Here is a 24,787-nt window from a genome sequence, read left to right as displayed (position 1 = left end):
GAGAGTCTGCGCCCGGTGCGCCGCTGCCGTCGTGGTACCGGTCGTACCTGGTTCCGCCGATCCACGGCGATGACGCTGACGCCATGACCGAACACAGCATCCAGTTCACCTCCGACACGTCCACGACCGCTCCGATCGGCCTGCTCACCGGGAAGGTCGTGTTCGTCACCGGCGCCAGCCGCGGCATCGGAGCCGCAGCGGCACGGCTCTTCGCCCGGGAAGGTGCGGCCGTCGTGCTCGCCGCCCGGAACACCACCGCGCTCGAGACCGTCGTCGACCAGGTCCGCGCCGACGGCGGGGTCGCCGACGCCGTCCCGCTCGACCTCGCCGACCCGGAGAGCATCCGCGCTGCCGTCGCACGTGTCGACGACCTCCACGGACGGCTCGACGGTGCGTTCAACAACGGTGCGACGATCCAGCACCCCGGGCCGCTCGACACCACGAGCGACGAGGACATCGACGCGCAGTTCGCCGTGAACTTCCGCGGCCACTGGGTCGCGATGACCGCGGAGGCAGCCCTGATGCGCCGGACGGGTGCCGGAGCCATCGTGAACACCTCGAGCATCGGCAGCCGACGCGCGAACCCGGCACTCCCCGCGTACGGCGCCATGAAGCGGGCGCTCAACAGCATCACCGAGACCGCAGCCGTGACCTGGGCGTCCGACCGCATCCGGGTGAACGGGATCACCCCGGGTGGCACCGCCACGGAGATGATCGACGCCTGGGAGGCGGCGACCCCGGGCATCATCGAGCAGGTCAACGCCTCGATCCCGCTCGGGCGGATGGCGGAGCCCGAGGAGGTCGCCGAGGTCGCCGCGTGGCTCCTGAGCGACCGTGCCGCGATGGTGACCGGCACGATGATCCCCGTCGACGGCGGTGCCGGCGCGTGACGCGTCCGCCTGGGGCAGGGTCTCCGGCCCCAGGCCCGCGTCAGATGAACTGGCGGAAGTTGGTCGACGCCAGGTCGAGCAGCTCGTCGCCGCGTCCGCTGAGGACGGTGCGGATCGCGTAGAGCGTGAACCCCTTCGCCTGCTCCAGCGTGACCGCCGGCGGCATCGACAGCTCCTGCCGGTTCGCCTTGACGGAGACCAGGGCCGGCCCGTCGTGTGCGAGCGCGGCGGCGAGCGCATCCTCCAACTGGTCGGATTCGTCGACCCGGAAGCCCTTCAGCCCGATCGCCTCCGCCACCGCGGCGAAGTCGGGGTTCGTCAGCTCGGTGCCGAAGTTCACGAATCCGGCTGCCTTCATCTCCAGCTCGACGAAGTTCAGCGACGAGTTGTCGAACACGACGATCTTCACCGGCAGCTTGTTCTGCACGATCGTGACGAGTTCTCCGAGCAGCATCGTCAGCCCTCCGTCACCCGCCATGGCGATGACCTGCCGGTCCGGGAACGCGGTCTGCGCGCCGATCGCCTGCGGCATCGCGTTCGCCATCGAGCCGTGCCAGAACGACCCGATCAGCCGACGCTTGCCGTTCATCGTCAGGTAGCGCGACGCCCACACGACGGGGGAGCCGACGTCGGGGATGAACACGGCGTCGTCGTCGGCGAGCTGGTCGAGGACCCTGGCGACGTACTGGGGGTGCAGGGGCTTGTGCTTCCCCGCGGGAACGGCCAGGTCGTCGAGCTTCTCCCGGGTCTTCCGGTAGTGCTTGCGGGCGTCCTGCAGGTGGTGTGCCGGCTTCGACGCGGTCAGCAGTGGCAGGAGTCCGAGGACGGTGTCCTTGACGGTGCCGACCAGTCCGATGTCGACCGGGTGCCGCTTGCCGAGCTGTTCGCCGCGGATGTCGACCTGTACGTGCTTCGCCTTCGCGGGGAAGAACTGCGGGTAGGGGAAGTCGGTGCCGAGCATGAGGACGACGTCGGCGTCCTCCATCGCGCGGTAGCCCGACGCGAACCCGAGCAGGCCGGTCATCCCGACGTCGTAGGGGTTGTCCCACTCGATGTGCTCCTTGCCGCGCAGGGCGTGCACGATCGGCGCCTGCAGGCGTTCCGCGAGGGCGACGACCTCGTCATGGGCGCCCGCGACCCCGGCACCGGCGAGGATCGTCACCGTGTCGGCGCCGTTCAGCAGGTCGGCCGTGCGCTGGAGCTCGGCGTCCGAGGGGGTGATGCGCGGTTCTGCGCGGTCGATGCGGACCGCGCGGTCGTCCTTCGCGTCCGCGAGCAGGACGTCGCCGGGGATGACGAGCACGGCGACGCCGCGCTTCTCGACGGCCTCGCGGATCGCGATCTCGAGCAGGCGGGGCATCTGGACCGGGTCCGCGACGTACTCGACGTAGACGGAGCACTCGCGGAACAGCTCCTGCGGGTGGGTCTCCTGGAAGTACCCGGTGCCGATCTCCGCCGTCGGGATGTGCGCGGCGATCGCGAGGACGGGCACACGGGAGCGGTTCGCGTCGTAGAGCCCGTTGACCAGGTGCAGGTTGCCCGGTCCGCAGCTGCCCGCGCACACCGCGATCTCCCCGGTCAGGTCGGCTTCGGCCGCCGCGGCGAACGCGGCCGCCTCCTCGTGGCGGACGTGCTCCCAACTGATCGTGCCGTCCTTGCGGAGGGCGTCGGTGAAGCCGTTCAGTGAGTCCCCGGGCAGGCCGTACACGCGGTGGACGTCGTTCTCGCGGAGCGTGGCGACGATGGTCTCGGCGACGGTGGGCATGCGGTTCCTCTCGTGGTGGACCCTTCCCGGTCTAGTCGGTGCCGCGCTCCTGTGTGTTCTCTGATCGGACCGTGCCGTGGGTTCGCCGCTCGGACTGCGACGATGGTCGGATGATCGACGACGTGCCGCCGCTCCGCCCACGCAAACGAGAGCCTGACGCGAACGGCATCCTCGTCCGGTCCGCGTACCCGCTCTCGACGCTCACGATCGGCATCGGGGCGGTGGTGGTCCTGACCGTCGTCGGGTTCTTCCTCGGCACCGTCGACATCGGTCTCGCGAAGGCCCTCAACGAGCTGCACACCGGAGCGCTCCGGGCGTTCACGGACGGCGTCTACCACGCGATCAGCCCCGTGCCGGCGATCATCGTCACCGTCGTGGTCACCGGGGTGATCTGGGCGGCGCAGCGGAACATCCGACCGGCGGCGGCGTTCGCCGGGGTGGTCGCGATCACCTGGGTGCCGTCGGCGATCGTCAAGGAGCTCGTGCACCGCGCCCGGCCCGACGTCAGCGTGCTGCCGCACCCGTTCCCCGTGCAGCCGGACCCGGGCTACCCGAGCGGGCACACCGTGTTCATGGTGGCGTTCACCATCGCGCTCTGCTGGGTGCTGCGCGACACCCGGTGGCACGGGGTGGCCGTCGTCGTGGGGACCGTGGCCGTCGTCGTCGTGTGGTTCTCGGTGACGATCGACGCGGTGCACTACCCGACCGACGCGCTGGCCTCGGTGGCGTGGGCGCTCGCCGTGGCGCCGGCCGCCCGGCTCGTGTGGGTCGACTGGCTGATGCCGCGGCTGCCGGTGCTGCGTCCGGCGAGGCCCGTCGCGCGCTGAGCCGGGCGCAGGCGAGGCGGCACGACATCGGCGTCCGCAGTGACGCCGCGGAGGTCCGCGGTGCGACTGTCGAACGCCGGTCTCCCGGCGCAGCTCAGGCCGGGCGCACGGTCCTGCCACGCGCGGCCAGCAGCGCGATGACCGCGACGACCGCGGCGGCGAGCATCACGATCGCCAGCGGAGCGGCCGTCGTGGACCCACCGATGCTCACCAGCGGGGACACCAGCGCCGCGAGGCCGAACTGCAGCGCGCCGAGCACCGCCGACGCACTGCCCGCCGCGGACGGCACGGCTCCGAGCGCCAACGCCGTCGCGTTGCCGAGCACCAGCCCGAGGCTGCCGACCGCGGTGAAGAGCGGCACGGCCAGGGCGATCACGGGAGCGCTGGTGGCGACGAGCACGGCGAAGGCCACCGTCGACGCGAGCACGAGCACGATGCCGAGCGACAGCACACCCCGCACGGAGTGCCGCTCGGTCAGCTTGGCGGACAGGATGCTGACGCCCATGAGCGCCAGGGCGTTGATGCCGAACGCGATCCCGTACTCGACCGTGCCGAAGCCGATCATCTCCTGGTACAGGAACGGCGATGCCGAGATGTACGCCATCATCACCGCGAACGCGAAGCCGAACACCGCCGTGTAGCCGAGGAACGTGCGCGAGCGCAGCGCCCGCAGCGGCGACCCCGTCGCCCGGCGTTCGGCGCGGAGCTCGTCACGGCGCGAGCGCAGGTGGGTCTCGCGGACCACGGCCAGCACCGCCACGAGCATGACGACCGACAGGCCGAGCACGATGGTGAGCAGCCCGCGCCAGCCGATCGGGCCGGTGAGCAGTCCGCCGAGCAGCGGAGCGACGACCGGGGCGACGCCGCCGACGATCATCATGAGCGAGAACGCCCGGGCCGCGGGCTTGCCGGTCGCCAGGTCGGAGATGACCGCACGGCTGATGACCATGCCGGCCGCACCACCGAGCCCCTGCAGCAGTCGGGCGGCGATGAGCACACCGATGCTCGGCGCGAAGACCGCCGCCGCGCTCGCGAGGACGCACAGCACAGCCCCGGCGACGAGCGGCGGGACACGGCCGAAGCGGTCGGAGAGCGGCCCGAAGACGAGCTGGCCGACGGTCACACCGACCAGGAACGCGGTGAGGGTGAGCTGCACGGTCGTCGCCGAGGTCTGCAGCTCGGTCGTCATCTCGGGGAAGGCCGGCAGGTACAGGTCGGTGGCGAAGGGCGCCACGGCGCTGAGCAGGCCGAGCACGAGCAGCAGGGCGGTGGTGATGCCCTGCTGTCGGGTCGTGGGTGTCGCGATGTCCGCGCGGATGCTGCCGGTGTCCGTGGTCATGATGCTGAAACCATAACTCATCGAGTTATGGTTCCATAACCATTGTCGGTCGGCGCTACAGTGCAGGCATGGACTCCGCGGTGACCGACGAGGCGCTCGCCGACCTCGCGGACCTCGTGCTCCGGGTCTCGCGCGAGATCGACCCGAACGGCAGCTCGGCCCTCGACGTCGTGCCGCTCACCGGGACCGAGGTCATCGTCCTGCGCTGGGTCGACCTGCACCCGGGCACGTCACCGAGCGCCACGGCCGAGGCGACGGCACTGCAGCGGAGCAACCTCAGCGCCGCGCTCCGGTCGCTCGTCGCGAAGGGCATGGTGGACCGCCGTGCCGACCCTCGCGATGCCCGACTCGTGCAGCTGTTCGCCACCGAGCAGGCGGCGGTCAACATCCGGGTCCTGCGCGCGCACTGGGCCGGCAAGCTCCGTGCGGCACTGGGCGACGCGACGACGGACGACCCCGCCCGGGTGACGGACGCCGTCGCGCTGCTGACGCGGTTCGACGACGGGCTCCGACCGGCCGGGTCCTAGGCCGCGCCCTCCGCGCCCTCGTCGTCCTCGATCGGCAGCAGCCGACGGGCGCCGTGTCCCTCGGAGCTCAGCGCGTCCCCTGGGTTGACGACCAGGCAGGCGTTGAGCGAGACGCACCCGCACCCGATGCACTGGGTCATCTCCTCCTGCAGCCGCGCGAGCTCGAGCTGCCGGGCACGGAGTCGTGCCCGCCAGCGCTCGTTCAGTCGGGCCCAGTCCCGAAGCGAGGGCATCCGGTCCTCGGGCAGGGTCGCGAACTGGTCGGCGACCTCGCTCAGGGGGATGCCGAGCCGCTTGGCGACCTGGATGATGGCGATCCGCCGCTCCATGTGCCGCGGGTACAGCCGCGTGCCGCCGTCGGTCCGTTCGGGGCGGATGAGCCCCTTGCGCTCGTAGAAGTGCAGCGCCGACGCGGCGACGCCCGTCCGCGCGACGACCTCGCCGATCGTCAGCAGGTCGGTCGGCCTGGGCTGCGGGATCTCGACCATGGTGGAGATCGTAGCGAGCGGCCTCACCGCTGCTGGAACGACTCCCAGAGCAGGAGCCCAGGACGACCGCCGCGACGGTCACCGTCCCGAGCGGGGTCTGGTCGGGTCCGGTCGACAGGGCGAACAGCACCACCAGCCCGACCAGGATGCCGGAACCCGGCACCGCCGCGGTCAGGACGGAGACCACGGCCGCCGCACCGAACAGGATCGCGGCGGTGAGGAACACGCCGTTCCGGAGCATCCGCGGGTCGTGGCGGCGACAGAGCACGTACGGCAGCAGGAAGACCAGCGCCGGCACCAGGGCGGCACCAGCGGCGGTCACGGGGCGGCCCTCCGGAGCGCGGTCGTCCCAGAACCGTACCCGGCCGTCGTCGCAGACCCGCGGATCGACGCCCCCCCGGCACCCCGTGCCAGGCTCGGTGCATGACCTACATCGCCAGCGACGACCGCTACGACTCGATGACGTACCGACGGACCGGCCACTCCGGCCTCGACCTGCCGCTGCTCTCCCTGGGGTACTGGCACAACTTCGGCGACGACGTGCCCTTCGAGACGCAGCGTGCGATCAGCCGCCGGGCGTTCGACCTCGGCATCACCCACCACGACCTCGCGAACAACTACGGGCCGCCCTACGGAGCCGCCGAGCGCAACTTCGGCCGGCTCATGCGGGAGGACTTCGCCCCGTACCGCGACGAGATGGTCATCTCGACCAAGGCCGGTTGGGACATGTGGCCGGGCCCGTACGGTCAGGGCGGCGGCTCCCGGAAGTACGTGCTCGCGTCCCTCGACCAGTCGCTGACCCGCATGGGCCTCGACTACGTCGACGTCTTCTACTCCCACCGCCTCGACGCGTCGAAGCCCCTCGAGGAGACGATGGGCGCACTGCACACCGCCGTCCAGCAGGGCAAGGCGCTGTACGTCGGGATCTCGTCGTACGACGCCGAGCGCAGCCGCCAGGCGGTGGAGATCCTCCGCGACCTCGGCACCCCGCTGCTCATCCACCAGCCCTCGTACTCGATGCTCAACCGCTGGATCGAGACCGAGGGGCTCCTCGACGCCGCCGGCGAGCTCGGCTTCGGCGTGATCGGCTTCACGGCCCTGGCGCAGGGGCTGCTCACCGGCCGGTACCTCGACGGCGTGCCCGCCGACTCCCGGGCGGCGGCGGGGAAGTCCCTCGACGCCGACAGCATCACGCCGGAGGTCGTCGACCACCTGCGCGCGCTGAACGCCGTCGCCGAGGCACGCGGTCAGTCGCTCGCGCAGCTCGCACTCGCGTGGGCGCTCCGCGACGAGCGGGTCACGTCGCTGGTGATCGGCGCCTCGCGGGTGTCGCAGCTCGAGGACAACGTCGCAGCACTCGGGAACCGCACCTTCACGGACGACGAGCTCCGCACGATCGACGAGCACTCGGTCGGCATCGCCGACGTCGACCTCTGGGCGGGAGCCCGTTCCGGCGCGGTCTCCTGAGCGGTCATAGGCATCGCGGTTGACATGCGATATGGCATGCAATATGTTGCGTACTGGGCGGTGAACAGGCACCGCTCGGACCCGAGGAGCACACCATGACCGCCGTCGCCGCGAGCACCACCGCCCCGCGCACCGCCGCTGCGCTGCCGTTCGACACGGTGCTCGGGGCCCTCGAGCGGGCGGCCGCCCGACTCCCGCACGCGGCCGCGGTCCCGGTCATGGCCGCCCACGCGACCATCGCGACGGTCGCCTACCGCTGAGACGACGAGCGGCCGACACCGACCGCAGACGCGACCACGGGACGGACGGGAGGCCCGGTGCCAGCTGGCACCGGGCCTCCCGTCCGTCCCCGGCGCCGTTCAGGCGCGCGCCGGTGCCGTGACCCGGCCACGGAGCCGCTCGCGGGTCAGCGCCGGCAACGGTGACCCGGTGTCCGCCTCGAGGACGTGCGTCCCGGGCGGCACGAGCGCGTCCACCGCGTCGAGGACGTCGTCGTCGAGGACCACCTCGGCTGCCTGGACGTACGCGTCCACGTGCGAGACGGTGCGCGGGCCGATCACCACCGACGCGACGTCTGGATGCGTCAGCGCGAACCCCACGGCGAGCTCGAGGAGCGTCAGCCCGGCCTCGTCGGCCAGGCGCCCGAGGCGGTCCGTGACGACGGTCTTCCGCCGGTTCTGCGGAGAGCCGATGTCGTAGACCTCCGGCTGCGCCACGGTGCTCGGTGACCGCGGCTGCACGGTGCCGTCGCGGTAGGCCCCCGCGAGCCACCCGCCAGCGAGCGGCGCACCGGCGAGCACCCCGAGGCCGAAGCGTCGGGCGACGGGCAGCACGGTCCGCTCCGCCGTCCTGGTCAGCATCGAGTACGGCACGTGCGTCGCCGTCGCGCTCTTCGTCCCGGAACGGAGCCACTGCGCCTCGACGAGTTCCTCGGCGGGGAAGCCCGGGATCCCGAACGCCCGGATCTTGCCCTGCGCGACGAGGTCGGCCAGCGCGTCGAGGGTCTCGTCGAGCGAGGTCGCCGGGTCCGGTCGCGCCGGGTGGTACAGGTCGATGACGTCGGTCCCGAGACGCTCCAGACTGCGCTCGACCGCGCGGAACATCCACCGACGGCCCGATCCGCGATGTGCCGGGTCGTCGTCGACGGCGTCGCCGAAGCGCACCGAGACGAAGACGTCCTCGCGACGCCCGGCGAGCGCCGCACCGACCACGGACTCCGCGAGCCCCGGGCCGTGCGCGTCGGAGACGTCGACCGCGGTGACGCCGCGGTCGAGGGCGTCGAGCACCAGGTCCACGGCGGCGTCGACGTCCCGCGCGGCGACACCTGCGAGCGCCCGCGTGCCGAGTGTCAGCGCACTGACGGGCTCCCCCGTCCGCCCCATGGTCCGCCGCTCCATGGCCGACACGATAGGGCGGCTGCCGACCCGCGGTGCCCCCGGTGACGAACCGTGACGAGCCGCGGCCGACCGGGGCGCGACGTGACGAACCGTGACGTCGCCGACCACGGTCGGGGACGCCGCGTGACGGTGCGTTGCGGTGGAAGACACCGCGCTCGACCGGGCCCGGGGCAGCTGCCTACGGTCCTCGACATGACCCGTTCCGACACCGCGCAGCCGACGCTCCGCCGGTCCCCGACCCGCCGCCGCGCCGCGGGGGCGCTCGCCGCTGCCTCCGCGGCCGTGGTGCTGCTGGCCGGCTGCTCGTCCGGCGCCGTCTCCGCGACCCGCTCCTCCGGTCCGGTGCGCGGCGGCACCCTCGTCTACGCCACGGACCGCGAGCCGACGTGCCTCGACCCGCACAACTCCGGCGACATGCCGCAGACGTACATCGCCCGGCAGTACCTCGACTCGCTCGTGTCCCTGCAGAAGGACGGCTCGGTGAAGCCCTGGCTCGCGACGAGCTGGACGATCTCGCCCGACGGCACGCAGTACGACTTCACCCTGAAGCAGGGCGTGCGGTTCACGGACGGCACCCCGTTCGACGCCCAGGCGGTGGTGGACAACTTCACGCAGATCCTCGACCCCGCGACGCAGTCGTCGACGGACCTGCTCTACCTGACCGGGTACTTCGACAAGGCCACCGCGATCAGCGACCACGTCGTGCGGATCACCCTGAAGCGCCCGTACTCGCCGCTCCTCGCCGCGCTGTCACAGGCGTTCTTCGGCATGGAGTCGCCGAAGGCCATGGCGCGGGGGCTCGCCGCGAACTGCGAGTCGCCGGTGGGGACGGGGCCGTTCACGGTGGCGGCGTGGAACCACGAGCGGGACGTCGAGCTCGTCCGGAACGACGCGTACAACAGCGCCCCGGCTGATGCGGAGCACCAGGGCCCCGCGTACCTCGACGGCATCACGTGGAAGTTCCTCAAGGACAACACCACCCGGTACGGCGCGCTCAGCTCGGGCGAAGCTGACGTCGTCTTCAACGTCCCGCCGGAGAGCGAGGGCCTGGCGAAGTCGGACCCCTCGATCGAGCTGCAGTCGTTCGTGCACTCCGGAGCGCCGTTCAGCCTCGACATCAACACGAAGAGCACGGTCTTCAGCGACATCCGGGTGCGGAAGGCGTTCGTGCACGCCTCGGACGCGAAGCACGCCGTGGAGAGCGCCTACAACGGGGTGTTCCCGTACGAGGGCAACAACGTCTCCTCGGGGACACCGCACTACGACGCCGCGTACCACGAGCCCTTCCCGTACGACCCGGCCGAGGCGAAGCGGCTCCTCGACGAGGCCGGGTGGACCGGACGGGACGCCGACGGCTACCGGACGAAGGACGGCAGGACGCTCACCGTGCGGCTGCCCTACAACGCGGACTCGGCGGAGACCCCGCCGGCGGACCTGACGATCCTGCAGGACATCCAGGCGATGGAGAAGCGCGTCGGGATCAAGGTCGTGCTGCAGGCGCTCGACTCGTCCTCGATGAACGCGGTGTGGGGCAACCCGAAGGCGTACGACCTGCTCGGGAACTACTGGAACAGCCCGACCCCGCACGTGATGTACATCAAGTACTCGAAGGCGACCTACGACGTCGACAACGGCCAGAACTCGGCGTTCGCGTACGACGACGAGCTCGACCGGCTGCTCATCGCGGGCACGGCGACCACCGACCCGGCCGAGCAGGCGAAGGACTACTCGGCGGCCCAGAAGCGACTGTCGTCGCAGGCCTGGACGCTGCCGCTCTACCCGATCCAGACCCGCCTCGGCATCTCCGACCGCGTCGGCGGCGTGTGGATCGAACCCAGCGAGGGCGAACCCGTCCTCGCCGACGCCTACCTGATCGACGGAGGCAAGTGATGGTCATCCGAGTCGCACGACGCATCGTCGAGGCGGCGGTCCTGCTCCTCGCCGTCGGCACGATCGTGTTCTTCCTCGAGCACGCCGTGCCGGGCGACCCCGCCGTCGCGATCCTCGGCGGCGCCGCAGCCCACCCCACGAAGGAGGCGGTCGCCGCCGTCACCGAGCAGTACGGCTTCGACCGACCCCTCATCGCGCAGTACGGCGACTTCCTCGGCGGGCTGTTCCGGCTCGACTTCGGGGAGTCCTACACGCTGAAGCAGTCCGTCACGAGCGTCATCGCGGGGCAGATCGGCCCGACCCTGGCGCTGACGGTGTCCGCACTCGTCATCGCGTGGCTGCTCTCGATCGCGTCGACGCTCCTCACCGCCGGTCGCCCCGGCATCGTCGGCCGACTCGGCTCCGTGGTCGAGACCGTCGCGGCGGGGCTCCCGCAGTTCTGGCTCGGCCTCGTGCTGCTCCTGGTGTTCGCCGTGCAGCTGCACTGGTTCCCGGTGATCGGCTCCGGTCCGCTCGGGATCGTCCTGCCGGCACTGACCCTGGCGATCCCGCTCGCCGGGTTCCTCGGGCAGGTCACACGCGACGAGTTCGAGGACCGGCAGCAGCAGCCGTTCGTCCTCTCCGCCCGCAGCCGCGGCCTGTCGGAGCACGCGATCCGCGCGAAGTACGTGCTCCGCCACGCGGCGCTCCCCGGGGTGACGCTCTCCGGCTGGGGTCTCGGTTCGCTCGTCTCCGGTGCCGTCATCGCCGAGGTCGTCTTCGCCCGCCAGGGCATCGGGCAGGTCCTGGTCACCGCCGTGAGCGCGCAGGACCTGCCGCTCGTCATCGGCATCACCTTCGTCGTCGCCCTCGTCTACGTCGTGGCCAACATCCTCACCGACATCGCGTACGTCGTGGTCGACCCGCGACTGCGCCACACGAACGGAGCCGCAGCATGACCACCGCGACCACCCCGGCCGCCGTCGCCGGCGGACCGACCGCCCCGGAACGGGCCCCGCTCCGCGCCGCAGCCGGCGGGACCAGGGTCCGCCGTGCCTCCCACCCGTTGCGCCGGGTGTCGTTCTGGGTCGCCGCGGGCTTCATCGCGCTCGTCGCGGTGGCGGCCCTCTGGCCGTCCCTGCTCGCACCCCAGGACCCGCTCGCCATCGACCTGGCCAGGAGCTTCGACGCACCGAGTGCACAGCACGTGTTCGGGACCGACCAGTCCGGCCGTGACGTCTACGCGCGTGTCGTGCACGGTGCCGGGCAGTCGGTGCTCATCGGCGTGGGGGCGACCGCCCTCGGGCTCGCCGGCGCGGTGCTGCTCGGGGTCCTCGGCGGACTCGGCGGACGGGCCGTCGACGCCGTCGTCACCCGCGTGATCGAGGTGCTCTACGCCTTCCCCGGGATCCTGCTCGCGCTCATCCTGATCGCCGTCTTCGGCTCGAGCGCCGGGACGCAGATCCTCGCGGTCGGGATCGCCACCGTCCCCGGGTACGCGCGCATGGTGCGCGGACAGGTGCTCGCCGTCCGCGGTGCCGCGTACGTGCAGGCCGAGCGGGCGTTCGGGCACTCGTCGGCCCACGTCCTCCTCCACACGCTGCTGCCGAACGCGTTCCGACCGCTCACCGTGCTCGTCACGCTCGGCATCGGCCAGGCGATCGTCTGGGCGTCCGCGCTCGGCTTCCTCGGGATGGGCGTGCAGCCGCCGGCACCCGAGTGGGGCGCGATGCTCAACGCCGGCCGCAACTACCTGCAGCAGGCCTGGTGGCTCGACTTCTGGCCGGGCGCCGTGATCGTGCTGCTCGCGTTGGCGCTGACCGCCGTCGGTCGTGCCGTCCAGACCCTGACCCAGCCGGGAGGCCCGCGATGACCCCGTCGACCCAGCCCACGTCCGCCACCGCCACCGTCTCACCCGGTGGTCGCGTCGGTCCCGTCGCGGAGGTCCGCGACCTGACCGTCGCCTTCGGCGACCGCACCGTCGTGCATGGTGTCTCGTTCACGCTCGACGCGGGCCGGTGCGTCGCGATCGTCGGGGAGTCCGGCTCCGGCAAGAGCGTCACCGCCCGGTCGCTGCTCGGGCTGAACGGACCGACGTCGACGACCACGGCTTCGACGCTCTCGCTGGGCGGCCGCGACCTGCGCGACCTGTCCGACCGGGCGTGGCGGAGCGTGCGCGGCCGCGAGGTCGGCTACGTCCTGCAGGACGCCCTCGTCTCGCTCGACCCGCTCCGGAGGGTCGGCGCCTCCGTCGCGGACGCCCTCCGGGTGCACGGTGTCGGCCCGCGGGCGGAGCGGGAGCGGCAGGTGCTCGCGCTGCTGTCGCGCGTCGGGGTCCCCGCGCCGGAGCTGCGGGCACGGCAGCTGCCGTCGGAGCTCTCTGGCGGCCTCCGGCAGCGCGCGCTCATCGCCGCCGCGATCGCCCTGGACCCCGCCGTGCTCATCGCCGACGAGCCGACGACCGCGCTCGACACCACCGTGCAGGCGCAGATCCTCGCGCTCCTCGACGAACTCCGGGCGGGCGGCACCGGGCTCGTGCTCATCAGCCACGACCTCGGCGTCGTCGAACAGCTCGCCGACGACGTCGTCGTCATGCAGCACGGCGTGGTCGTCGAGCAGGGGCCGGTCGGCGCGGTGCTCGGTGACCCGCAGCACCCGTACACGAAGCGGCTGCTCGCGGCGATCCCGTCCGCCCACGCACCGGGAGCGCGGCTGTCCGACGCCCCGCGGGCGGCGCTCGCCCCGCGTCTGACTGCGCGTCCGCGTCCCGAGGCCGGCTCGGTCGTGCTCAGCGTGTCGCACGTGACCAAGCGCTACCGGGGCCCGGACCGCGTCGTCCGGACGGTCGTCGACGACGTGTCGTTCGAGCTCCGTGCCGGTGAGACGCTCGGCATCGTCGGGGAGTCCGGTTCCGGCAAGTCCACGACGGCGGCGATCGCCCTCGCGCTGACCCAGCCCTCGTCGGGGACGGTCACGTTCGAGGGGCGTCCGTGGTCGACGCTGTCCGAGCGGGCCCGTCGCGGTGACCGCCCGCGCATCGCCACGGTGTCACAGGACCCGCTGTCGTCGTTCGACCCCCGGAAGACGGTGGGGGAGCTCGTCCGGTCCGCGCTCACCGGCGCCCGTGCGGCACGCGGCGCTCGGGCGACCGGGTCCTCGGGCGCAGCGACAGATCACGCGTCGCCGGACCCGCGAGGTGCCGCTCAGCACGGAAGCGCGCGCGGCGGCCGCGACCGGGCACGCGTGGCGGAGCTGCTGACGGGGGTCGGGCTCGGACCGGCGATCGCCGAGCGGCACCCAGCGACCCTGTCGGGTGGGCAGCGGCAGCGCGTCGCGATCGCCAGGGCCCTCGCGACCGACCCCGACGTGCTCGTCCTCGACGAGGCGGTCAGCGCGCTCGACGTGTCGGTCCAGGCCCAGGTGCTCGACCTGCTCGCCGACATCCGGCAGGAGTACGGCACCGCCACGCTCTTCATCTCGCACGACCTCGGGGTCATCCACCACGTCAGCGACCGCGTGCTCGTGCTGCGCGACGGCCGCGTCGTCGAGGAGGGGCCGGCTGACCGGGTCTTCCGCTCCCCGCACGACCCGTACACGCGGGGCCTGCTCGACGCGGTCCCCGGCACCAGCGTCCACCGGAACCACCAGGAGGAACCATGACCACCACGACACTCCCCACCCGCACGTCCCTGCTCGAGCGCTTCGCCCCGGTGTTCGACCGGATCGCATCGGGAGCGGTGGAGCGGGAGCAGACCAGGACCCTGCCGCACGAGCAGGTCCGGTGGTTGGCCGACGCCGGCTTCACGGCCGTGACGGTGCCCGTGTCCTCCGGTGGGGACGGCGCGTCGGCGACCGACCTGTTCGCGCTGCTCGTGCGCCTGGCCGAAGCCGAATCGAACATCCCGCAGCTGCTCCGTGCGCACTTCGCGTTCGTCGAGGAACTCCTGCTCGACCCGGACGTCGTCCGCCGCGACGAGTGGTTCACCCGGATCGCCGCCGGGGAGGTCTTCGGCAACGCCAGCCACGAGCGCTCGACAGCCGCCGTCGGGTCGTTGGCGACGCACATCGTCCCGGACGGCGACGGCTGGCGCCTGCACGGCGAGAAGCACTACAGCACCGGCACGATCTTCGCGGACTGGACCACCGTCACGGCACTGACCCCGGACGGCCACACCGTGGGGGTCACCGTGCGGGTCGACGACCCCGGTGTCGAGGTGCGCGACGACTGGAACGGCTTCGGGCAGCGCCTGACCGGCAGCGGCACGACCCGCTTCGACGGAGTGCACGTCGAGCTCTGGCAGCTCCGCCCCGAGCGTGCCGAACGGCGCACCGTGCTCCCCGCGTTCCTGCAGACGGTGCTGCTGGCGTCGCTCGCCGGGGTCGGCGCGGCAGCCGCCCGCGACGCCGCGGACTTCGTGCGCTCCCGGACCCGGCACTACCAGCACGGCGTCGGGGCCACCGCGGCGTCGGACCCTCTCGTGCAGGCCGTCGTCGGGCGGATCGCCGCCGACGCCGTCGCCGCGGAGGCCCTCGTGCTGGACGCCGCAGCGGCCATCGACCGCGCACACGACGGCATCGTCGGCGGTCCCGACGGCGCCGGACTCGACGCCCTCGTGGACGCCGCCGAACTCCGGACGATCGCCGTGCAGGGCACCGTCGTCGAGGTCGTCCTGCGGGCGACGACGACGCTGTTCGAGGTCGGCGGCGCGAGCGCGACGGACCGCGACCGGTCACTCGACCGGCACTGGCGGAACGCCAGGACCCTGTCGTCGCACAACCCGGTCGTGTTCCAGCAGCGGGTGATCGGCGACCACCTGGTGAACGGCGCTCCACTGACGTACTTCTGGGCCACGGGGGAGGCCGGCCGCCGCGGCTGAGGCGCACCCGGGCCCGCTGGTAGCCTCGGAGGACGCAGTGTGTATCTACCGGCCGTCGCACCTCGACGGACAACGGCGGCACCCGATGGGTCCGCACCACGACCGCGGGCCGAGAAGGCACACCTCGACATGCTCCACCCGCGCTCGTCCGAGCCCTCCCTGATCGCCCACGCCGGGCGTTCCTACTTCCCGATCGCCTTCGTCGCACGGCTCCCGTTCGCGATGATGGTCGTCGGCGTCCTGACCCTCGTCGTCGCCTCCCGTGACTCCGTCGCGCTGGGCGGCATCAACTCCGCCTCCGTCGGCATCGGCTCCGCGCTCTTCGGCCCGCTGGTCGGTGCCGCCGCTGACCGGCTCGGGCAACGGAAGGTGCTCGTCCCCGTCGGCCTGGCGAACGGCGTGCTGCTCGGCGTCCTGCCCGTCGTCGTGCAGAGCGCCGCGCCCGACCTCGCGGTGCTGATGATGTCCTTCCTCATCGGCGCGACGGCGCCGCAGGTCGCCCCGATGTCCCGCACCCGGCTCGTGGCGATCATCCGGCAGCGCATGTCGGGGGACCGCCGCGAGCGCGTGCTGAGCGGCACGATGGCGTACGAGTCCGCCGCCGACGAGACCGTGTTCATCATCGGACCCTTCCTGGTCGGGGTGCTCGCGAGCGCGATCGCCCCGTGGGTGGCGGTGGCGGGAGCGTCCGCGCTGACGTTCGTCTTCGTCACCGCGTTCGCGCTGCACCCCACCGGTCGGCTCGCCGTCGGGCAGCACGCCGTCGTCCGACCGGCATCGGCGCGCCAGCTGCTCCGCCCACGGCTCGTCGTCGTGGTCGTCGGGATCCTCGGGATCGGCTTCTTCTTCGGCTCGACGCTGACGTCGCTGACCGCCTTCATGGCGACGCACGGCGGATCGTCACAGGCCGGGCTCCTGTACGGCCTGATGGGCATCGGCTCAGCCGGTCTGGCACTGGGGTCCGCGGCGTTCCCGCGCGCGTTCGGGCTCGGGTGGCGTTGGCTCGTGTTCGGCGTGGTGCTCCTCGGCGGCGCGGTCGCGTACGCGACGGCGGACTCGGTGCTGGCCGTCGGGGTCGTCCTGACCGTGCTCGGCATCGGCATCGGTCCGACGCTCGTCGCGCAGTACAGCCTCGGTTCGGAGCGGGCGCCTGCCGGTCGGTCCGCGACGACCATGACGATCCTCGGCTCGGCGGTGATCGTCGGTCAGTCGCTCACCGCAGCGGTCGTCGGGAAGGTCGCCGACAGCGCCGGCGTCGAGGCCGCGATGCGATTCCCGGCGTTCTCCGCAGCGGTCGTCGTGCTCGCGGCCGTCGCGAACCTGGTCCTGACCCGCCGCGACGCGCGCCGCTGAGCCGGCCGCCCACCGGACGGGAGGCCCGTGGCGGCGCCGCACCGAGCCTCCAGTCCGGCAGGTGCGCGCGTCCGCGACCAGTGCGCACGCGCCCGACCGCACACCGGTCGGCAGCGTGTGCACGTCGGCGGGGCGGCTAGGACTCGGTGTCGTCGACGAGCAGCGCCTCGTGGTCGTGGTCGCCGGAGCGGACGCCGGCGCGGGCGATCATGTGCGTGGACACCGGCACCAGGAACAGCTGGAACACCATGACCGGCAGGACCACCCAGAGTGCCGCCCAGGTCCAGACGGCGACCACGACCGCGGCGAGGACGAGGGCCAGCCCGAGCACCTGCGGCTTCGCCATCGCGTGCAGGCGGACGAGCGGGTCGGGGAAGCGCACGATGCCGACCCCGGCGCCGAGGGAGAGCAGCGCACCGACCAGGAGCAGCCCGAGGGCGACCCACGCGCGGACGCCGGCGGCGTCGAGGAAGGACTGGATGAGGTCGGTCACGACTGCTCCTCCTGTCGGCGTTCCGGTGTCGTCACGTCGGCGCCGTCGTCCGAGGGGTCCGACGACGGCGTCACGGCACGGGCCACGGCGATCGTCGCGAACACGCTCGTCGCGGCGATCACCACGAGGACGGGCACGGCCGCGAGGTCCCGCTGGACGACCATGGCGGTGGCGATCACCATGAGCACGGTGGTGAGCACGACGTCCGAGCCGATCATGCGGTCGAGGATCGTGGGACCGCGGACGATCCGGAACACCGCCAGCAGCAGGGTCGCACCGAGCACGGCGAGCACGAGGGCGATCCCGATCCCCATGACGACGACGGCGGCGCTCATCGGACCACCTCCGGCAGCGGGTCGGCGAGTTCGGACACGTCCTGGTGCGAGCCGAGCGCCCGGATGACCATGGCCTCGATCGTGCGGGTCTCGCGCACCGCCTGGTCGACCTGCTCGCGCCGCTCGGTGTCGAGCACGTGCAGCAGCAGGCGACGGCGGCGGAGGTCGACGTCGGCGACGTACGACCCCGGCACGAGCGAGACTGCGAGGGTCGCCAGGGTGAAGGTCATCTCGGACGTCGTGTGCAGCTGCACGAGCACGATCGAGCTCCGGCGGACACCGCGCGGCCGGAACGCCACCCAGGCGACGCGGAAGGACGCGGCCACGACGAGACCGGCCCAGACGAGCAGGAACCGCAGGGAGTGCAGCGGCGAGAACCGGGTGGAGAGCGGGACGGCGGGCAGCGGGAGCGCCTGCGTGACCAGGAGGGCGACGACGACCCCGCAGAGCAGGGTGAGCGGCGTCCACGATCCCCAGAGGAGTGCCCAGAGGACCGTCAGCCCGAGCACGAGCGGGACGTCGTACCGCCACGCGACGGCGATGCGTCGGGCGTTCGCGATGCGCCGGGTCCTGGCGTCCATCAGCGACCACCCCCGAGCACGGCCTCGACGTACTGCTGCGGGGACTCCAGGGACTCGGCCGCACGGGTGGCGTACCCGTACAGCGGGCCGGCGACGACGGTGAGCGCGACGGAGCCGAGCACCGCAGCGGTGGTGACCCCGACGAGCATGCGGGGCAGGCGTGTGGGGCCGTCGGCGGCGCGGACGCTGCCGGTCGCGGGGTCGGTGACGGTCACGGTGCCGCCGGCGACGACCGAGCCGTCCGCCTCGGACCGGGTGACCGGCGACGGCTCCGGGGCACGCAGTGTCTCGTGCGGCTCCGCGACCGCGGCGTGCGGTGCGGCGGGCTCGGCGGCGGGCTTCGGCCGCCAGAACGCGGCGTCCCACACCCGCATGAGCGCGTAGAGGGTCAGGAGCGAGGTGACGACACCGGCGGCGATCGTGGCGTAGGCCAGCGGGCTGCCGTCGATCGCCGCGGCGCGGAAGAGGCCGAGCTTGCCGATGAAGCCGGAGAACGGCGGGATCCCGCCGAGGTTGAACGCGGGCACCAGGTAGAGCGCGGCGAGGAGCGGCGACGCCCTGAGCAGGCCGCCGAGCGACCGCGTCGAGGTGGTCCCGCCGATGCGCTCCATCAGGCCGGAGACCAGGAACAGCGTGGTCTGCACGACGATGTGGTGCACGGTGTAGAACACCGCGGCTGCGGTCCCGGCGACGGACCCGAGCCCGATGCCCATCACCATGAAGCCGATGTGGCTGATCAGCGTGAAGGACAGCAGCCGCTTGACGTCGGTCTGCGAGACGGCGCCGAGCACGCCGACGACCATCGTCAGGATCGCCACGACCAGCAGGACGTCGTTCAGCTGCGGCCGCGGGAAGATGATCGTCTCGAGCCGGATGATCGCGTAGATGCCGACCTTGGTGAGCAGCCCGGCGAACACCGCCGTGACCGGGGCCGGCGCGGTCGGGTAGGAGTCCGGCAGCCAGAACGCCAGCGGGAACACCGCGGCCTTGATGCCGAAGCCGATGAGCAGCATGGTGTGCAGGAGCAGCTGCACGTGGTCGGGCAGTCCCGCCATCCGCTCGCTGATCTGCGCGATGTTGACCGTGCCCGTGGCACCGTAGACCAGGCCGATCGAGGCGAGGAAGATCGCCGACGCGATGAGGCTCGTCACGATGTAGGTCGTGCCCGCACGGACGCGCTGTTCGCTGCCGCCGAGCGTGATGAGCACGTAGCTGGCGACCAGGAGCATCTCGAACGCGACGTACAGGTTGAACAGGTCGCCGGCGATGAACGAGTCGAGCACGCCGGCGGCCAGGACCAGGTAGGTCGGGTAGAAGATCGTCACCGGCGCCTCGCCGTCGTCCGCGGCGAGGCCCTGCCCGATGGAGAACAGCAGGACGACCAGGAGCACACTCGCGGACACGGTCAGCAGCAGCGCGCTCAGCCGGTCGACCACGAGGGAGATGCCGTAGGGCGCGTCCCAGCCGCCGACCTGCACGACGATCGTGCCGTGGTGGTCGACGAGCACCATGAGCGTCGCGGCGACGGCCAGCGCGATCACGAGGACGGCGACCGTGATGGCGCGCTGGATCCGCTGGTGGCGCAGGAGTCCGAGCGCGACGGCAGCACCGAGCAGCGGGACGAGGACGAGGAGCGGGACGAGGAAGGTCATCGGTGTGCCCCGTCCGTCGTCTGCTCGTCGTCCTCGGCCGCGCCGCCCCGGTCGTGGCGGATCGCGACGTCCGCCTCGTCGACCTCGACCTCGTCGGCGCGGGACAGCGTCCACGAGCGGTGGATGAGCGCGAGCAGGAACGCGCTCACGGCGAAGGTGATCACGATCGCGGTGAGGGCGAACGCCTGGGGCAGCGGGTCGGTGATCCCGTCGGCGGACTTGCCGATCGGCGGCTTGCCCGCGGCGCCGGACATCACGAGGAGCAGCAGGTTGAGCGCGTTGCCGACGAGCAGGAACCCGAGCAGCATCCGCGTCAGCGAGCGCTCGAGCAGCAGGTAGACGCCGCACGCGAAGAGCACGGCCATCGCGATGACGAGGACGAGGGTGATGGTCACGCGGACACCTCCTGCCGATCGGGGTCGCCCTCGATCGTGTCGGACGTCGGGGTGCGCGAGTCCTCGAGTGGTTGGCGGTCGACCTCGGCCCCGAGGCTGCGCAGGACGTCGAGCACCAGGCCGACGACGACCAGGTAGACGCCGATGTCGAAGAACGTCGCGGTGACGAACTCGACGTGCCCGAGCACCGGCACGGTGGCCTCGAAGAACTCGGAGTACAGGGCCTCCCTGCCGGAGAACAGCGGGACGATCGCGGTGATCGCCGCGGTCGCGACACCGAGGCCGAGCAGCCGCCCCGCCCGGACGGGTGCGGCGGCCCCGAGCTCGGCCGGACCGCCGGCGAGGTAGCGCGCGGCGAGGGCGATGCCCGCGACGAGGCCGCCGGCGAACCCGCCGCCCGCCGCGTTGTGGCCGGCGAAGAGCAGGTAGACGGACAGCACGATGAGCCCGTGGAACAGCAGCCGGACGACGATGTCGAGCAGGGCCGAGCGGCCGGTGGGGAGCGCGGCGTTCGTCGGCAGCCAGGCGCGGGGGGCGCCGTCCGGACGGTGCTTGTCGCCGGCGACCACGGTCGGCAGGTCGCGGAGGCGCGGGAGCGTGTCCTCGCGCGAGTTCACGAAGATCAGGCTCGCGACGCCGGTGGCCGCGGCGACCACGACGGTGAGCTCGCCGAGGGTGTCCCACCCACGGAGGTCGACGAGGGCGACGTTCACCACGTTGAGGCCGTGCCCGAACGAGCTGGTCAGGGCCGGCAGGTCCGGCCAGATCGGCTCAGCCGTCCGCGCCGATGCGGCCACGATGACGACGACGGCGAGCGTCGCGCCGGCGAGCGCGGCGAACAGGGCGCGGAGCAGGCGGAAGCGGGAGGGATTGGCGGTGGCGATCCGCGGGGGGAGGCGTCGGAGCACCAGGACGAAGGCGATGAGCGTGACGGTCTCGACGACGAGCTGGGTGAGGGCGAGGTCGACGGCGCCGTGCAGGACGAACAGGACGCTCATGCCGTAGCCGGTGACACCGACGAGCACGGCGGCGGCGAAGCGGGTCTTCGCGGTGAGGACCGCGACGGCGGCGATCGCCATCACGACGACGACCGGGACCTGGCCCCACGAGTCCGCGAACCGGACGTGGAACTCCCACGGGCCGCCGAGCACCAGGTTGGCGAGGGCCCCGGCGACGAACACCGACAGGATGACCGTCAGGTAGTAGGGGAGCGACCCGCGCTGGACGGCTGCGGTCACCCCGGTCGCGGCGCGGTCGAGCCCGCGCATGACGCGTCGGTAGGTGCCCGCGGCGCTCGGGGAGCCGGCGAGCCGGTGCTGCACCGCGCCGACCCGTGCCCGCGCGACGAAGAGGCCGAGACCCGCCAGGACGGTGAACGCCGAGATGCCGAGCGCGGGCTCGAGGCCGTGCCAGAGCGCCAGGTGCGGCACGGCGTCGCCCCGCAGGGACGCCGTGGCGGCGGCCGGCTCGAACCCGTGCGCCACGACGGGCGTGAGCAGGCCCAGGGCGAGTCCGGACAGCCCGAGGACCGACGGCACGACGCCGAGGCCGTGCAGGGCGTGCGGCTCGGTCTGCGCCACCCCGGGCTTCCGACCGAACGCACCCCACAGGAAGCGCAACGAGTACGCGACCGTGAACACCGACCCGATCGTGATGCCGACGAGGGCGACCCACGCCCACACGGCGTCCGGCCCGTGCAGCGCCTCGACGATCCCGGTGAGCACGGCCTCCTTCGCCACGAAGCCGATCATGGGCGGGATGCCGGCCATCGACAGCAGGGCGAGGACCGCGACGGTCGCGAGCCAGGGGAGCTTCCGGCCGAGGCCGCTGAGGTGGTCGAGGTCGCGCGTGCCGGTGACGTGGTCGATCGTCCCGACGACCAGGAAGAGCGTCGACTTGAAGGCCGCGTGCGCGACGAGCAGCGCGACCCCGCCGAGGGCGATCGCCGGTGTTCCCCACCCACTGGCGAGCACGAGGAAGCCGAGCTGGGCGACGGTGCCGTAGGCCAGCAGGAGCTTGAGGTCGGTCTGTCGGAGGGCTCGGTACCCGCCGATGAGCATGCCGAGGACGCCGAGCACGGTGATCGTCTCCCGCCAGCCCTCGAGCAGCGCGAAGGCGGGGGCGAGTCGAGCGACGAGGTAGATGCCGGCCTTGACCATTGCCGCCGCGTGCAGGTAGGCGCTCACGGGCGTCGGTGCGGCCATCGCGGCGGGCAGCCAGAAGTGGAACGGCACGATCGCCGACTTCGTCAGCGCCCCGGCGAGCACCAGCACCACGGAGACCGTGACGACCGGACCGGTGGGCGCCGCGGCCACGACCGCCGACAGCTGCGTCGTGCCCGTCGTGACCGACAGGAGGACGAGCCCGGCGAGCATCGCCAGGCCACCGGCCGTCGTCACGACGAGGGCCTGCATGGCGGCGGCACGGCTGGCCCGCTTGGCGGCGTCGTGCCCGATCAGCAGGTACGAGAAGACGGTGGTCGCCTCCCACAGGACGAACAGGACGATGACGTCGTCGGCGATGACCAGGCCGTACATCGACCCGGCGAAGGCGGTGAGGACCCCGGCGAACCGGCCGAGTCCCGGCTCCTGCGGGGCGAAGTACGAGGCGCAGTAGACGAGCACGAGTGTGCCGACGACCGACACGACGAGCGCGAGCACCCACGACAGGGCGTCGACGCGCAACCCGATCGCCAGGTCGAGCTGCGGGATCCAGCGGAACGACTCGGTGACGCCCCCGTGCAGGGCGCGCTGGGTCTGCGTCAGCGTCAGGACGGCGGCGGCGGCGGGCGCCAGGGCGGCGACGAGGAAGACGCGGCGACCGAGCACCGGCGTGAGGGCCGGCACGACGAGGGCGACGATCCCGAACGCGACGAGGACGGTGACCATGGGGCGCCTCCTCGGGGTCGGGCATGTGCAGTCCGGCTCTGGGTGGCTCTCAGGTTACCGAGAGCCGGATGAGCAGAACCTGTGCGGCCGCACAGCTTCGTCGGACCGAGGTCAGACTTCGAGCACCACTCTGCCCGCGCCGTCGACGCCGTGTTCGGCCCACGCTGCCGTCACGTCGCGCATGGGGACGCCCGTCGCGGTCACGTCGATGGTGCCCTCGGCGACCGCCGCCACGATCGCCGGCAGTTCCGCGACGAACGCCGCCGTCCCGACCGAACCCTGCCCACTGCCGACGATGGTCAGGCCGGACGCACGGAGCGCCGCGGACGGCACCGGAGCCTCCTGGCCGGCGGTCGAGCCGATGGCGATCCAGTCGAGGTGCGCTCCGCGCGCCGCGCGTGCCGTGACGAGCGCGCGCATCACGGCCGCGGCCGGTGCGCCCCACACGTAGTCGATGACGACGTCGGCGTCGGAGGCCGCCGCGGCGATCCCGTCGACGTCGTCGAGCGGGACGACCCGGTCGGCGCCGAGTGCGGGGAGCTCGGCGAGCCGCGCGGGGTTGCGTCCGCTGGCCACGACCGACGACGCCCCGAGGTGCTTCGCGACCTGGACGGCGGCCCGACCGGAGGCGCCGGTCGCCCCGAGCACCAGCACGCGTGCGTGCTCCGGCAGGACGATCCGCCGGCGGAGTGCCACCCAGGACGACATCACGGGGTTGACGCCCGCCGCGACCGCGACCGGGTCGGCGCCGTCCGGGAGCACGACGCTCGCGCGGGGGTCGACCGCGACCCGTTCGGCGATCGAGCCCCTGGTGTCGGACTGCACGGCGAAGTACCGGAGCGTGCCGTCCGGGAACCGCCCGACGCCGTCCACGCCGGGCACCAGCGGCAGCGCGCCCTCGCTGGTGTAGTGCGAGCCGCTCGCCTGGGACCGCACCCGCGGGTGGAGCCCGGCGGCGACGACGTCGACGACGACCTCGTCGCCGACGGGCTCCGGCTCGGGGGACTCGGCCCAGGTGGGTGCCGAGTCGAACTGCGTGACGACCGCTGCGAACATGACTTCCTCCAAATGGTTCGTGATACGAAGTAAAGTAGTTCGCATCACGAAGTGCGTCAAGTACCATTGCCTGATGGAGAGCACGGAGCAGGACCGCCTCGTCGACGCCCTCGGGCATGCCGCGTTCACCACCATGGGGTCGCTCACCGGGCTCGCCGCGGATGCCGGCCTCTCGCTGACGCAGCTCCGGGTGCTCGCGATCCTCCGCGACCGACGGCTGCGCATCGGCGACCTCGCGGACCACCTCGGACTCGAGAAGTCCACGATGACCGGGCTCGTCGCGCGCGCCGAGAAGAAGGACCTGCTCGCTCGGGTCCCGAACGCCGACGACGCGCGCGCGGTCGACGTGGTCCTGACCGATCGTGGGTACGAGGTCGCCGCGACGCTCGAGGTGACGATGCGCGAGGCGCTCCTGCCGCTCACCGAGCGCCTCCCCGCCATCGACCGCCGCCGACTCCGGGAACTGCTCGAGCGCATGCTCCGGTGACGTGGCGGACGGGAGGCCCGTGGCGGCGCCGCCACGGGCCTCCCGTCCGTCGGTGCGTTGCGGCCGGCCGCCGCCACGCCGTGCAGACGCGCCGGGTACCG

At 72.5% G+C, this 24,787-nt stretch carries 23 protein-coding genes; 12 read left to right on the top strand and 11 right to left on the bottom strand.

The window, feature by feature from the left end:
- Nucleotides 1-83: 83 nt before the first annotated feature.
- Entirely contained in the window at nt 84-890 is an 807-nt protein-coding gene (locus tag FS641_RS13845) for an SDR family NAD(P)-dependent oxidoreductase (RefSeq protein ID WP_144764799.1), read from the top strand.
- Nucleotides 891-930: 40 nt separating this feature from the next.
- On the opposite strand, the gene poxB is transcribed toward FS641_RS13845, so the two are convergent.
- Complete coding sequence (gene poxB, locus FS641_RS13840; RefSeq protein WP_144764797.1) at nt 931-2,655, bottom strand: ubiquinone-dependent pyruvate dehydrogenase; 1,725 nt, start codon at nt 2,653-2,655, stop codon at nt 931-933.
- A 110-nt stretch (nt 2,656-2,765) separates the two neighbouring features.
- Here poxB and FS641_RS13835 point away from each other — a divergent pair, with 110 nt between their 5' ends.
- Nucleotides 2,766-3,482: a phosphatase PAP2 family protein gene (locus FS641_RS13835; RefSeq protein WP_144764795.1), complete on the top strand. Its 717-nt coding sequence runs from the start codon at nt 2,766-2,768 to the stop codon at nt 3,480-3,482.
- A gap of 94 nt (nt 3,483-3,576) precedes the next feature.
- On the opposite strand, the gene FS641_RS13830 is transcribed toward FS641_RS13835, so the two are convergent.
- A complete protein-coding gene (locus FS641_RS13830; RefSeq protein WP_260855837.1) occupies nt 3,577-4,842 on the bottom strand; it encodes a multidrug effflux MFS transporter in 1,266 nt (421 codons plus the stop codon).
- A gap of 47 nt (nt 4,843-4,889) precedes the next feature.
- On the opposite strand from FS641_RS13830, the gene FS641_RS13825 reads away from it, so the two are divergent.
- A complete protein-coding gene (locus FS641_RS13825) occupies nt 4,890-5,348 on the top strand; it encodes a MarR family winged helix-turn-helix transcriptional regulator (protein ID WP_260855836.1) in 459 nt (152 codons plus the stop codon).
- On the opposite strand, the gene soxR is transcribed toward FS641_RS13825, so the two are convergent.
- Nucleotides 5,345-5,836, bottom strand: coding sequence for a redox-sensitive transcriptional activator SoxR (soxR, locus tag FS641_RS13820; RefSeq protein ID WP_144764793.1), 492 nt, complete (start codon nt 5,834-5,836; stop codon nt 5,345-5,347). The genes FS641_RS13825 and soxR overlap by 4 nt on opposite strands.
- A gap of 423 nt (nt 5,837-6,259) precedes the next feature.
- Here soxR and mgrA point away from each other — a divergent pair, with 423 nt between their 5' ends.
- Together mgrA and FS641_RS18160 are read left to right on the top strand one after the other, a co-directional pair.
- On the top strand, nt 6,260-7,303 hold the full coding sequence (mgrA, locus tag FS641_RS13810; protein WP_144764791.1) for an L-glyceraldehyde 3-phosphate reductase: 1,044 nt from the start codon (nt 6,260-6,262) through the stop codon (nt 7,301-7,303).
- A gap of 95 nt (nt 7,304-7,398) precedes the next feature.
- Nucleotides 7,399-7,563: a hypothetical protein gene (locus FS641_RS18160; RefSeq protein ID WP_186317769.1), complete on the top strand. Its 165-nt coding sequence runs from the start codon at nt 7,399-7,401 to the stop codon at nt 7,561-7,563.
- A gap of 99 nt (nt 7,564-7,662) precedes the next feature.
- Here FS641_RS18160 and FS641_RS13805 read toward each other — a convergent pair whose 3' ends face one another.
- On the bottom strand, nt 7,663-8,700 hold the full coding sequence (locus FS641_RS13805; RefSeq protein ID WP_144764789.1) for an aldo/keto reductase: 1,038 nt from the start codon (nt 8,698-8,700) through the stop codon (nt 7,663-7,665).
- A 192-nt stretch (nt 8,701-8,892) separates the two neighbouring features.
- On the opposite strand from FS641_RS13805, the gene FS641_RS13800 reads away from it, so the two are divergent.
- The 6 genes from FS641_RS13800 (at nt 8,893) to FS641_RS13775 (ending at nt 16,799) form a co-directional block, all read left to right on the top strand.
- Nucleotides 8,893-10,590, top strand: a complete 1,698-nt coding sequence (locus tag FS641_RS13800; protein WP_144764787.1) for an ABC transporter substrate-binding protein — start codon at nt 8,893-8,895, stop codon at nt 10,588-10,590.
- The gene (locus FS641_RS13795; protein ID WP_144764785.1) at nt 10,590-11,528 is read left to right on the top strand and encodes an ABC transporter permease; all 939 of its coding nucleotides are present in this window, start codon (nt 10,590-10,592) and stop codon (nt 11,526-11,528) included. The genes FS641_RS13800 and FS641_RS13795 overlap by 1 nt, the downstream gene beginning before the upstream one ends.
- Nucleotides 11,525-12,442: an ABC transporter permease gene (locus FS641_RS13790; protein WP_144764783.1), complete on the top strand. Its 918-nt coding sequence runs from the start codon at nt 11,525-11,527 to the stop codon at nt 12,440-12,442. Before FS641_RS13795 ends, FS641_RS13790 begins: the two co-directional genes overlap by 4 nt.
- The gene (locus FS641_RS13785; RefSeq protein ID WP_144764781.1) at nt 12,439-14,229 is read left to right on the top strand and encodes an ABC transporter ATP-binding protein; all 1,791 of its coding nucleotides are present in this window, start codon (nt 12,439-12,441) and stop codon (nt 14,227-14,229) included. The genes FS641_RS13790 and FS641_RS13785 overlap by 4 nt, the downstream gene beginning before the upstream one ends.
- Complete coding sequence (locus FS641_RS13780; RefSeq protein ID WP_144764779.1) at nt 14,226-15,446, top strand: acyl-CoA dehydrogenase family protein; 1,221 nt, start codon at nt 14,226-14,228, stop codon at nt 15,444-15,446. The genes FS641_RS13785 and FS641_RS13780 overlap by 4 nt, the downstream gene beginning before the upstream one ends.
- Nucleotides 15,447-15,575: 129 nt before the next feature.
- Complete coding sequence (locus tag FS641_RS13775) at nt 15,576-16,799, top strand: MFS transporter (RefSeq protein WP_144764777.1); 1,224 nt, start codon at nt 15,576-15,578, stop codon at nt 16,797-16,799.
- Between the two features lie 136 nt (nt 16,800-16,935).
- On the opposite strand, the gene mnhG is transcribed toward FS641_RS13775, so the two are convergent.
- The 7 genes from mnhG to FS641_RS13740 form a co-directional block, all read right to left on the bottom strand.
- Nucleotides 16,936-17,292 (bottom strand): monovalent cation/H(+) antiporter subunit G, encoded by a 357-nt coding sequence (gene mnhG, locus FS641_RS13770; RefSeq protein ID WP_144764774.1) that lies wholly within the window; start codon nt 17,290-17,292, stop codon nt 16,936-16,938.
- The gene (locus tag FS641_RS13765; RefSeq protein WP_186317768.1) at nt 17,289-17,627 is read right to left on the bottom strand and encodes a sodium:proton antiporter; all 339 of its coding nucleotides are present in this window, start codon (nt 17,625-17,627) and stop codon (nt 17,289-17,291) included. Before FS641_RS13765 ends, mnhG begins: the two co-directional genes overlap by 4 nt.
- Nucleotides 17,624-18,208 (bottom strand): Na+/H+ antiporter subunit E, encoded by a 585-nt coding sequence (locus tag FS641_RS13760; RefSeq protein WP_144764772.1) that lies wholly within the window; start codon nt 18,206-18,208, stop codon nt 17,624-17,626. The genes FS641_RS13765 and FS641_RS13760 overlap by 4 nt, the downstream gene beginning before the upstream one ends.
- Nucleotides 18,208-19,860 (bottom strand): Na+/H+ antiporter subunit D, encoded by a 1,653-nt coding sequence (locus FS641_RS13755; RefSeq protein WP_144764770.1) that lies wholly within the window; start codon nt 19,858-19,860, stop codon nt 18,208-18,210. Before FS641_RS13755 ends, FS641_RS13760 begins: the two co-directional genes overlap by 1 nt.
- Complete coding sequence (locus FS641_RS13750) at nt 19,857-20,255, bottom strand: Na(+)/H(+) antiporter subunit C (protein ID WP_144764768.1); 399 nt, start codon at nt 20,253-20,255, stop codon at nt 19,857-19,859. The genes FS641_RS13755 and FS641_RS13750 overlap by 4 nt, the downstream gene beginning before the upstream one ends.
- Nucleotides 20,252-23,143 (bottom strand): Na+/H+ antiporter subunit A, encoded by a 2,892-nt coding sequence (locus FS641_RS13745; protein ID WP_144764766.1) that lies wholly within the window; start codon nt 23,141-23,143, stop codon nt 20,252-20,254. Before FS641_RS13745 ends, FS641_RS13750 begins: the two co-directional genes overlap by 4 nt.
- A gap of 111 nt (nt 23,144-23,254) precedes the next feature.
- A complete protein-coding gene (locus FS641_RS13740; protein ID WP_144764764.1) occupies nt 23,255-24,199 on the bottom strand; it encodes a zinc-binding alcohol dehydrogenase family protein in 945 nt (314 codons plus the stop codon).
- 73 nt (nt 24,200-24,272) lie between these two features.
- On the opposite strand from FS641_RS13740, the gene FS641_RS13735 reads away from it, so the two are divergent.
- Nucleotides 24,273-24,686, top strand: a complete 414-nt coding sequence (locus FS641_RS13735; protein ID WP_144764761.1) for a MarR family winged helix-turn-helix transcriptional regulator — start codon at nt 24,273-24,275, stop codon at nt 24,684-24,686.
- The last annotated feature ends 101 nt before the right edge of the window (nt 24,687-24,787 follow it).

Source organism: Curtobacterium sp. 9128 (assembly GCF_007673775.1).
Taxonomy (GTDB): domain Bacteria; phylum Actinomycetota; class Actinomycetes; order Actinomycetales; family Microbacteriaceae; genus Curtobacterium.
The sequence above is the reverse complement of the archived record's forward strand: the minus strand, read 5'-3'. Positions and strand labels throughout refer to the sequence as shown.

Excerpts from the sequence above, each read along its gene's own strand:
- FS641_RS13805 (WP_144764789.1), bottom strand. The coding sequence starts at position 8,700 with ATGGAGCGGCGGACCATGGGGCGGACGGGGGAGCCCGTCAGTGCGCTG.
- FS641_RS13735 (WP_144764761.1), top strand. The coding sequence starts at position 24,273 with ATGGAGAGCACGGAGCAGGACCGCCTCGTCGACGCCCTCGGGCATGCC.
- FS641_RS13760 (WP_144764772.1), bottom strand. The coding sequence starts at position 18,208 with ATGGACGCCAGGACCCGGCGCATCGCGAACGCCCGACGCATCGCCGTC.
- mgrA (WP_144764791.1), top strand. The coding sequence starts at position 6,260 with ATGACCTACATCGCCAGCGACGACCGCTACGACTCGATGACGTACCGA.
- FS641_RS13825 (WP_260855836.1), top strand. The coding sequence starts at position 4,890 with ATGGACTCCGCGGTGACCGACGAGGCGCTCGCCGACCTCGCGGACCTC.
- FS641_RS13740 (WP_144764764.1), bottom strand. The coding sequence starts at position 24,199 with ATGTTCGCAGCGGTCGTCACGCAGTTCGACTCGGCACCCACCTGGGCC.
- FS641_RS18160 (WP_186317769.1), top strand. The coding sequence starts at position 7,399 with ATGACCGCCGTCGCCGCGAGCACCACCGCCCCGCGCACCGCCGCTGCG.
- soxR (WP_144764793.1), bottom strand. The coding sequence starts at position 5,836 with ATGGTCGAGATCCCGCAGCCCAGGCCGACCGACCTGCTGACGATCGGC.
- FS641_RS13755 (WP_144764770.1), bottom strand. The coding sequence starts at position 19,860 with ATGACCTTCCTCGTCCCGCTCCTCGTCCTCGTCCCGCTGCTCGGTGCT.
- FS641_RS13780 (WP_144764779.1), top strand. The coding sequence starts at position 14,226 with ATGACCACCACGACACTCCCCACCCGCACGTCCCTGCTCGAGCGCTTC.
- FS641_RS13775 (WP_144764777.1), top strand. The coding sequence starts at position 15,576 with ATGCTCCACCCGCGCTCGTCCGAGCCCTCCCTGATCGCCCACGCCGGG.
- FS641_RS13790 (WP_144764783.1), top strand. The coding sequence starts at position 11,525 with ATGACCACCGCGACCACCCCGGCCGCCGTCGCCGGCGGACCGACCGCC.
- FS641_RS13795 (WP_144764785.1), top strand. The coding sequence starts at position 10,590 with ATGGTCATCCGAGTCGCACGACGCATCGTCGAGGCGGCGGTCCTGCTC.
- FS641_RS13835 (WP_144764795.1), top strand. The coding sequence starts at position 2,766 with ATGATCGACGACGTGCCGCCGCTCCGCCCACGCAAACGAGAGCCTGAC.
- FS641_RS13765 (WP_186317768.1), bottom strand. The coding sequence starts at position 17,627 with ATGAGCGCCGCCGTCGTCGTCATGGGGATCGGGATCGCCCTCGTGCTC.
- FS641_RS13785 (WP_144764781.1), top strand. The coding sequence starts at position 12,439 with ATGACCCCGTCGACCCAGCCCACGTCCGCCACCGCCACCGTCTCACCC.
- FS641_RS13845 (WP_144764799.1), top strand. The coding sequence starts at position 84 with ATGACCGAACACAGCATCCAGTTCACCTCCGACACGTCCACGACCGCT.
- FS641_RS13745 (WP_144764766.1), bottom strand. The coding sequence starts at position 23,143 with ATGGTCACCGTCCTCGTCGCGTTCGGGATCGTCGCCCTCGTCGTGCCG.
- FS641_RS13830 (WP_260855837.1), bottom strand. The coding sequence starts at position 4,842 with ATGAGTTATGGTTTCAGCATCATGACCACGGACACCGGCAGCATCCGC.
- poxB (WP_144764797.1), bottom strand. The coding sequence starts at position 2,655 with ATGCCCACCGTCGCCGAGACCATCGTCGCCACGCTCCGCGAGAACGAC.
- FS641_RS13800 (WP_144764787.1), top strand. The coding sequence starts at position 8,893 with ATGACCCGTTCCGACACCGCGCAGCCGACGCTCCGCCGGTCCCCGACC.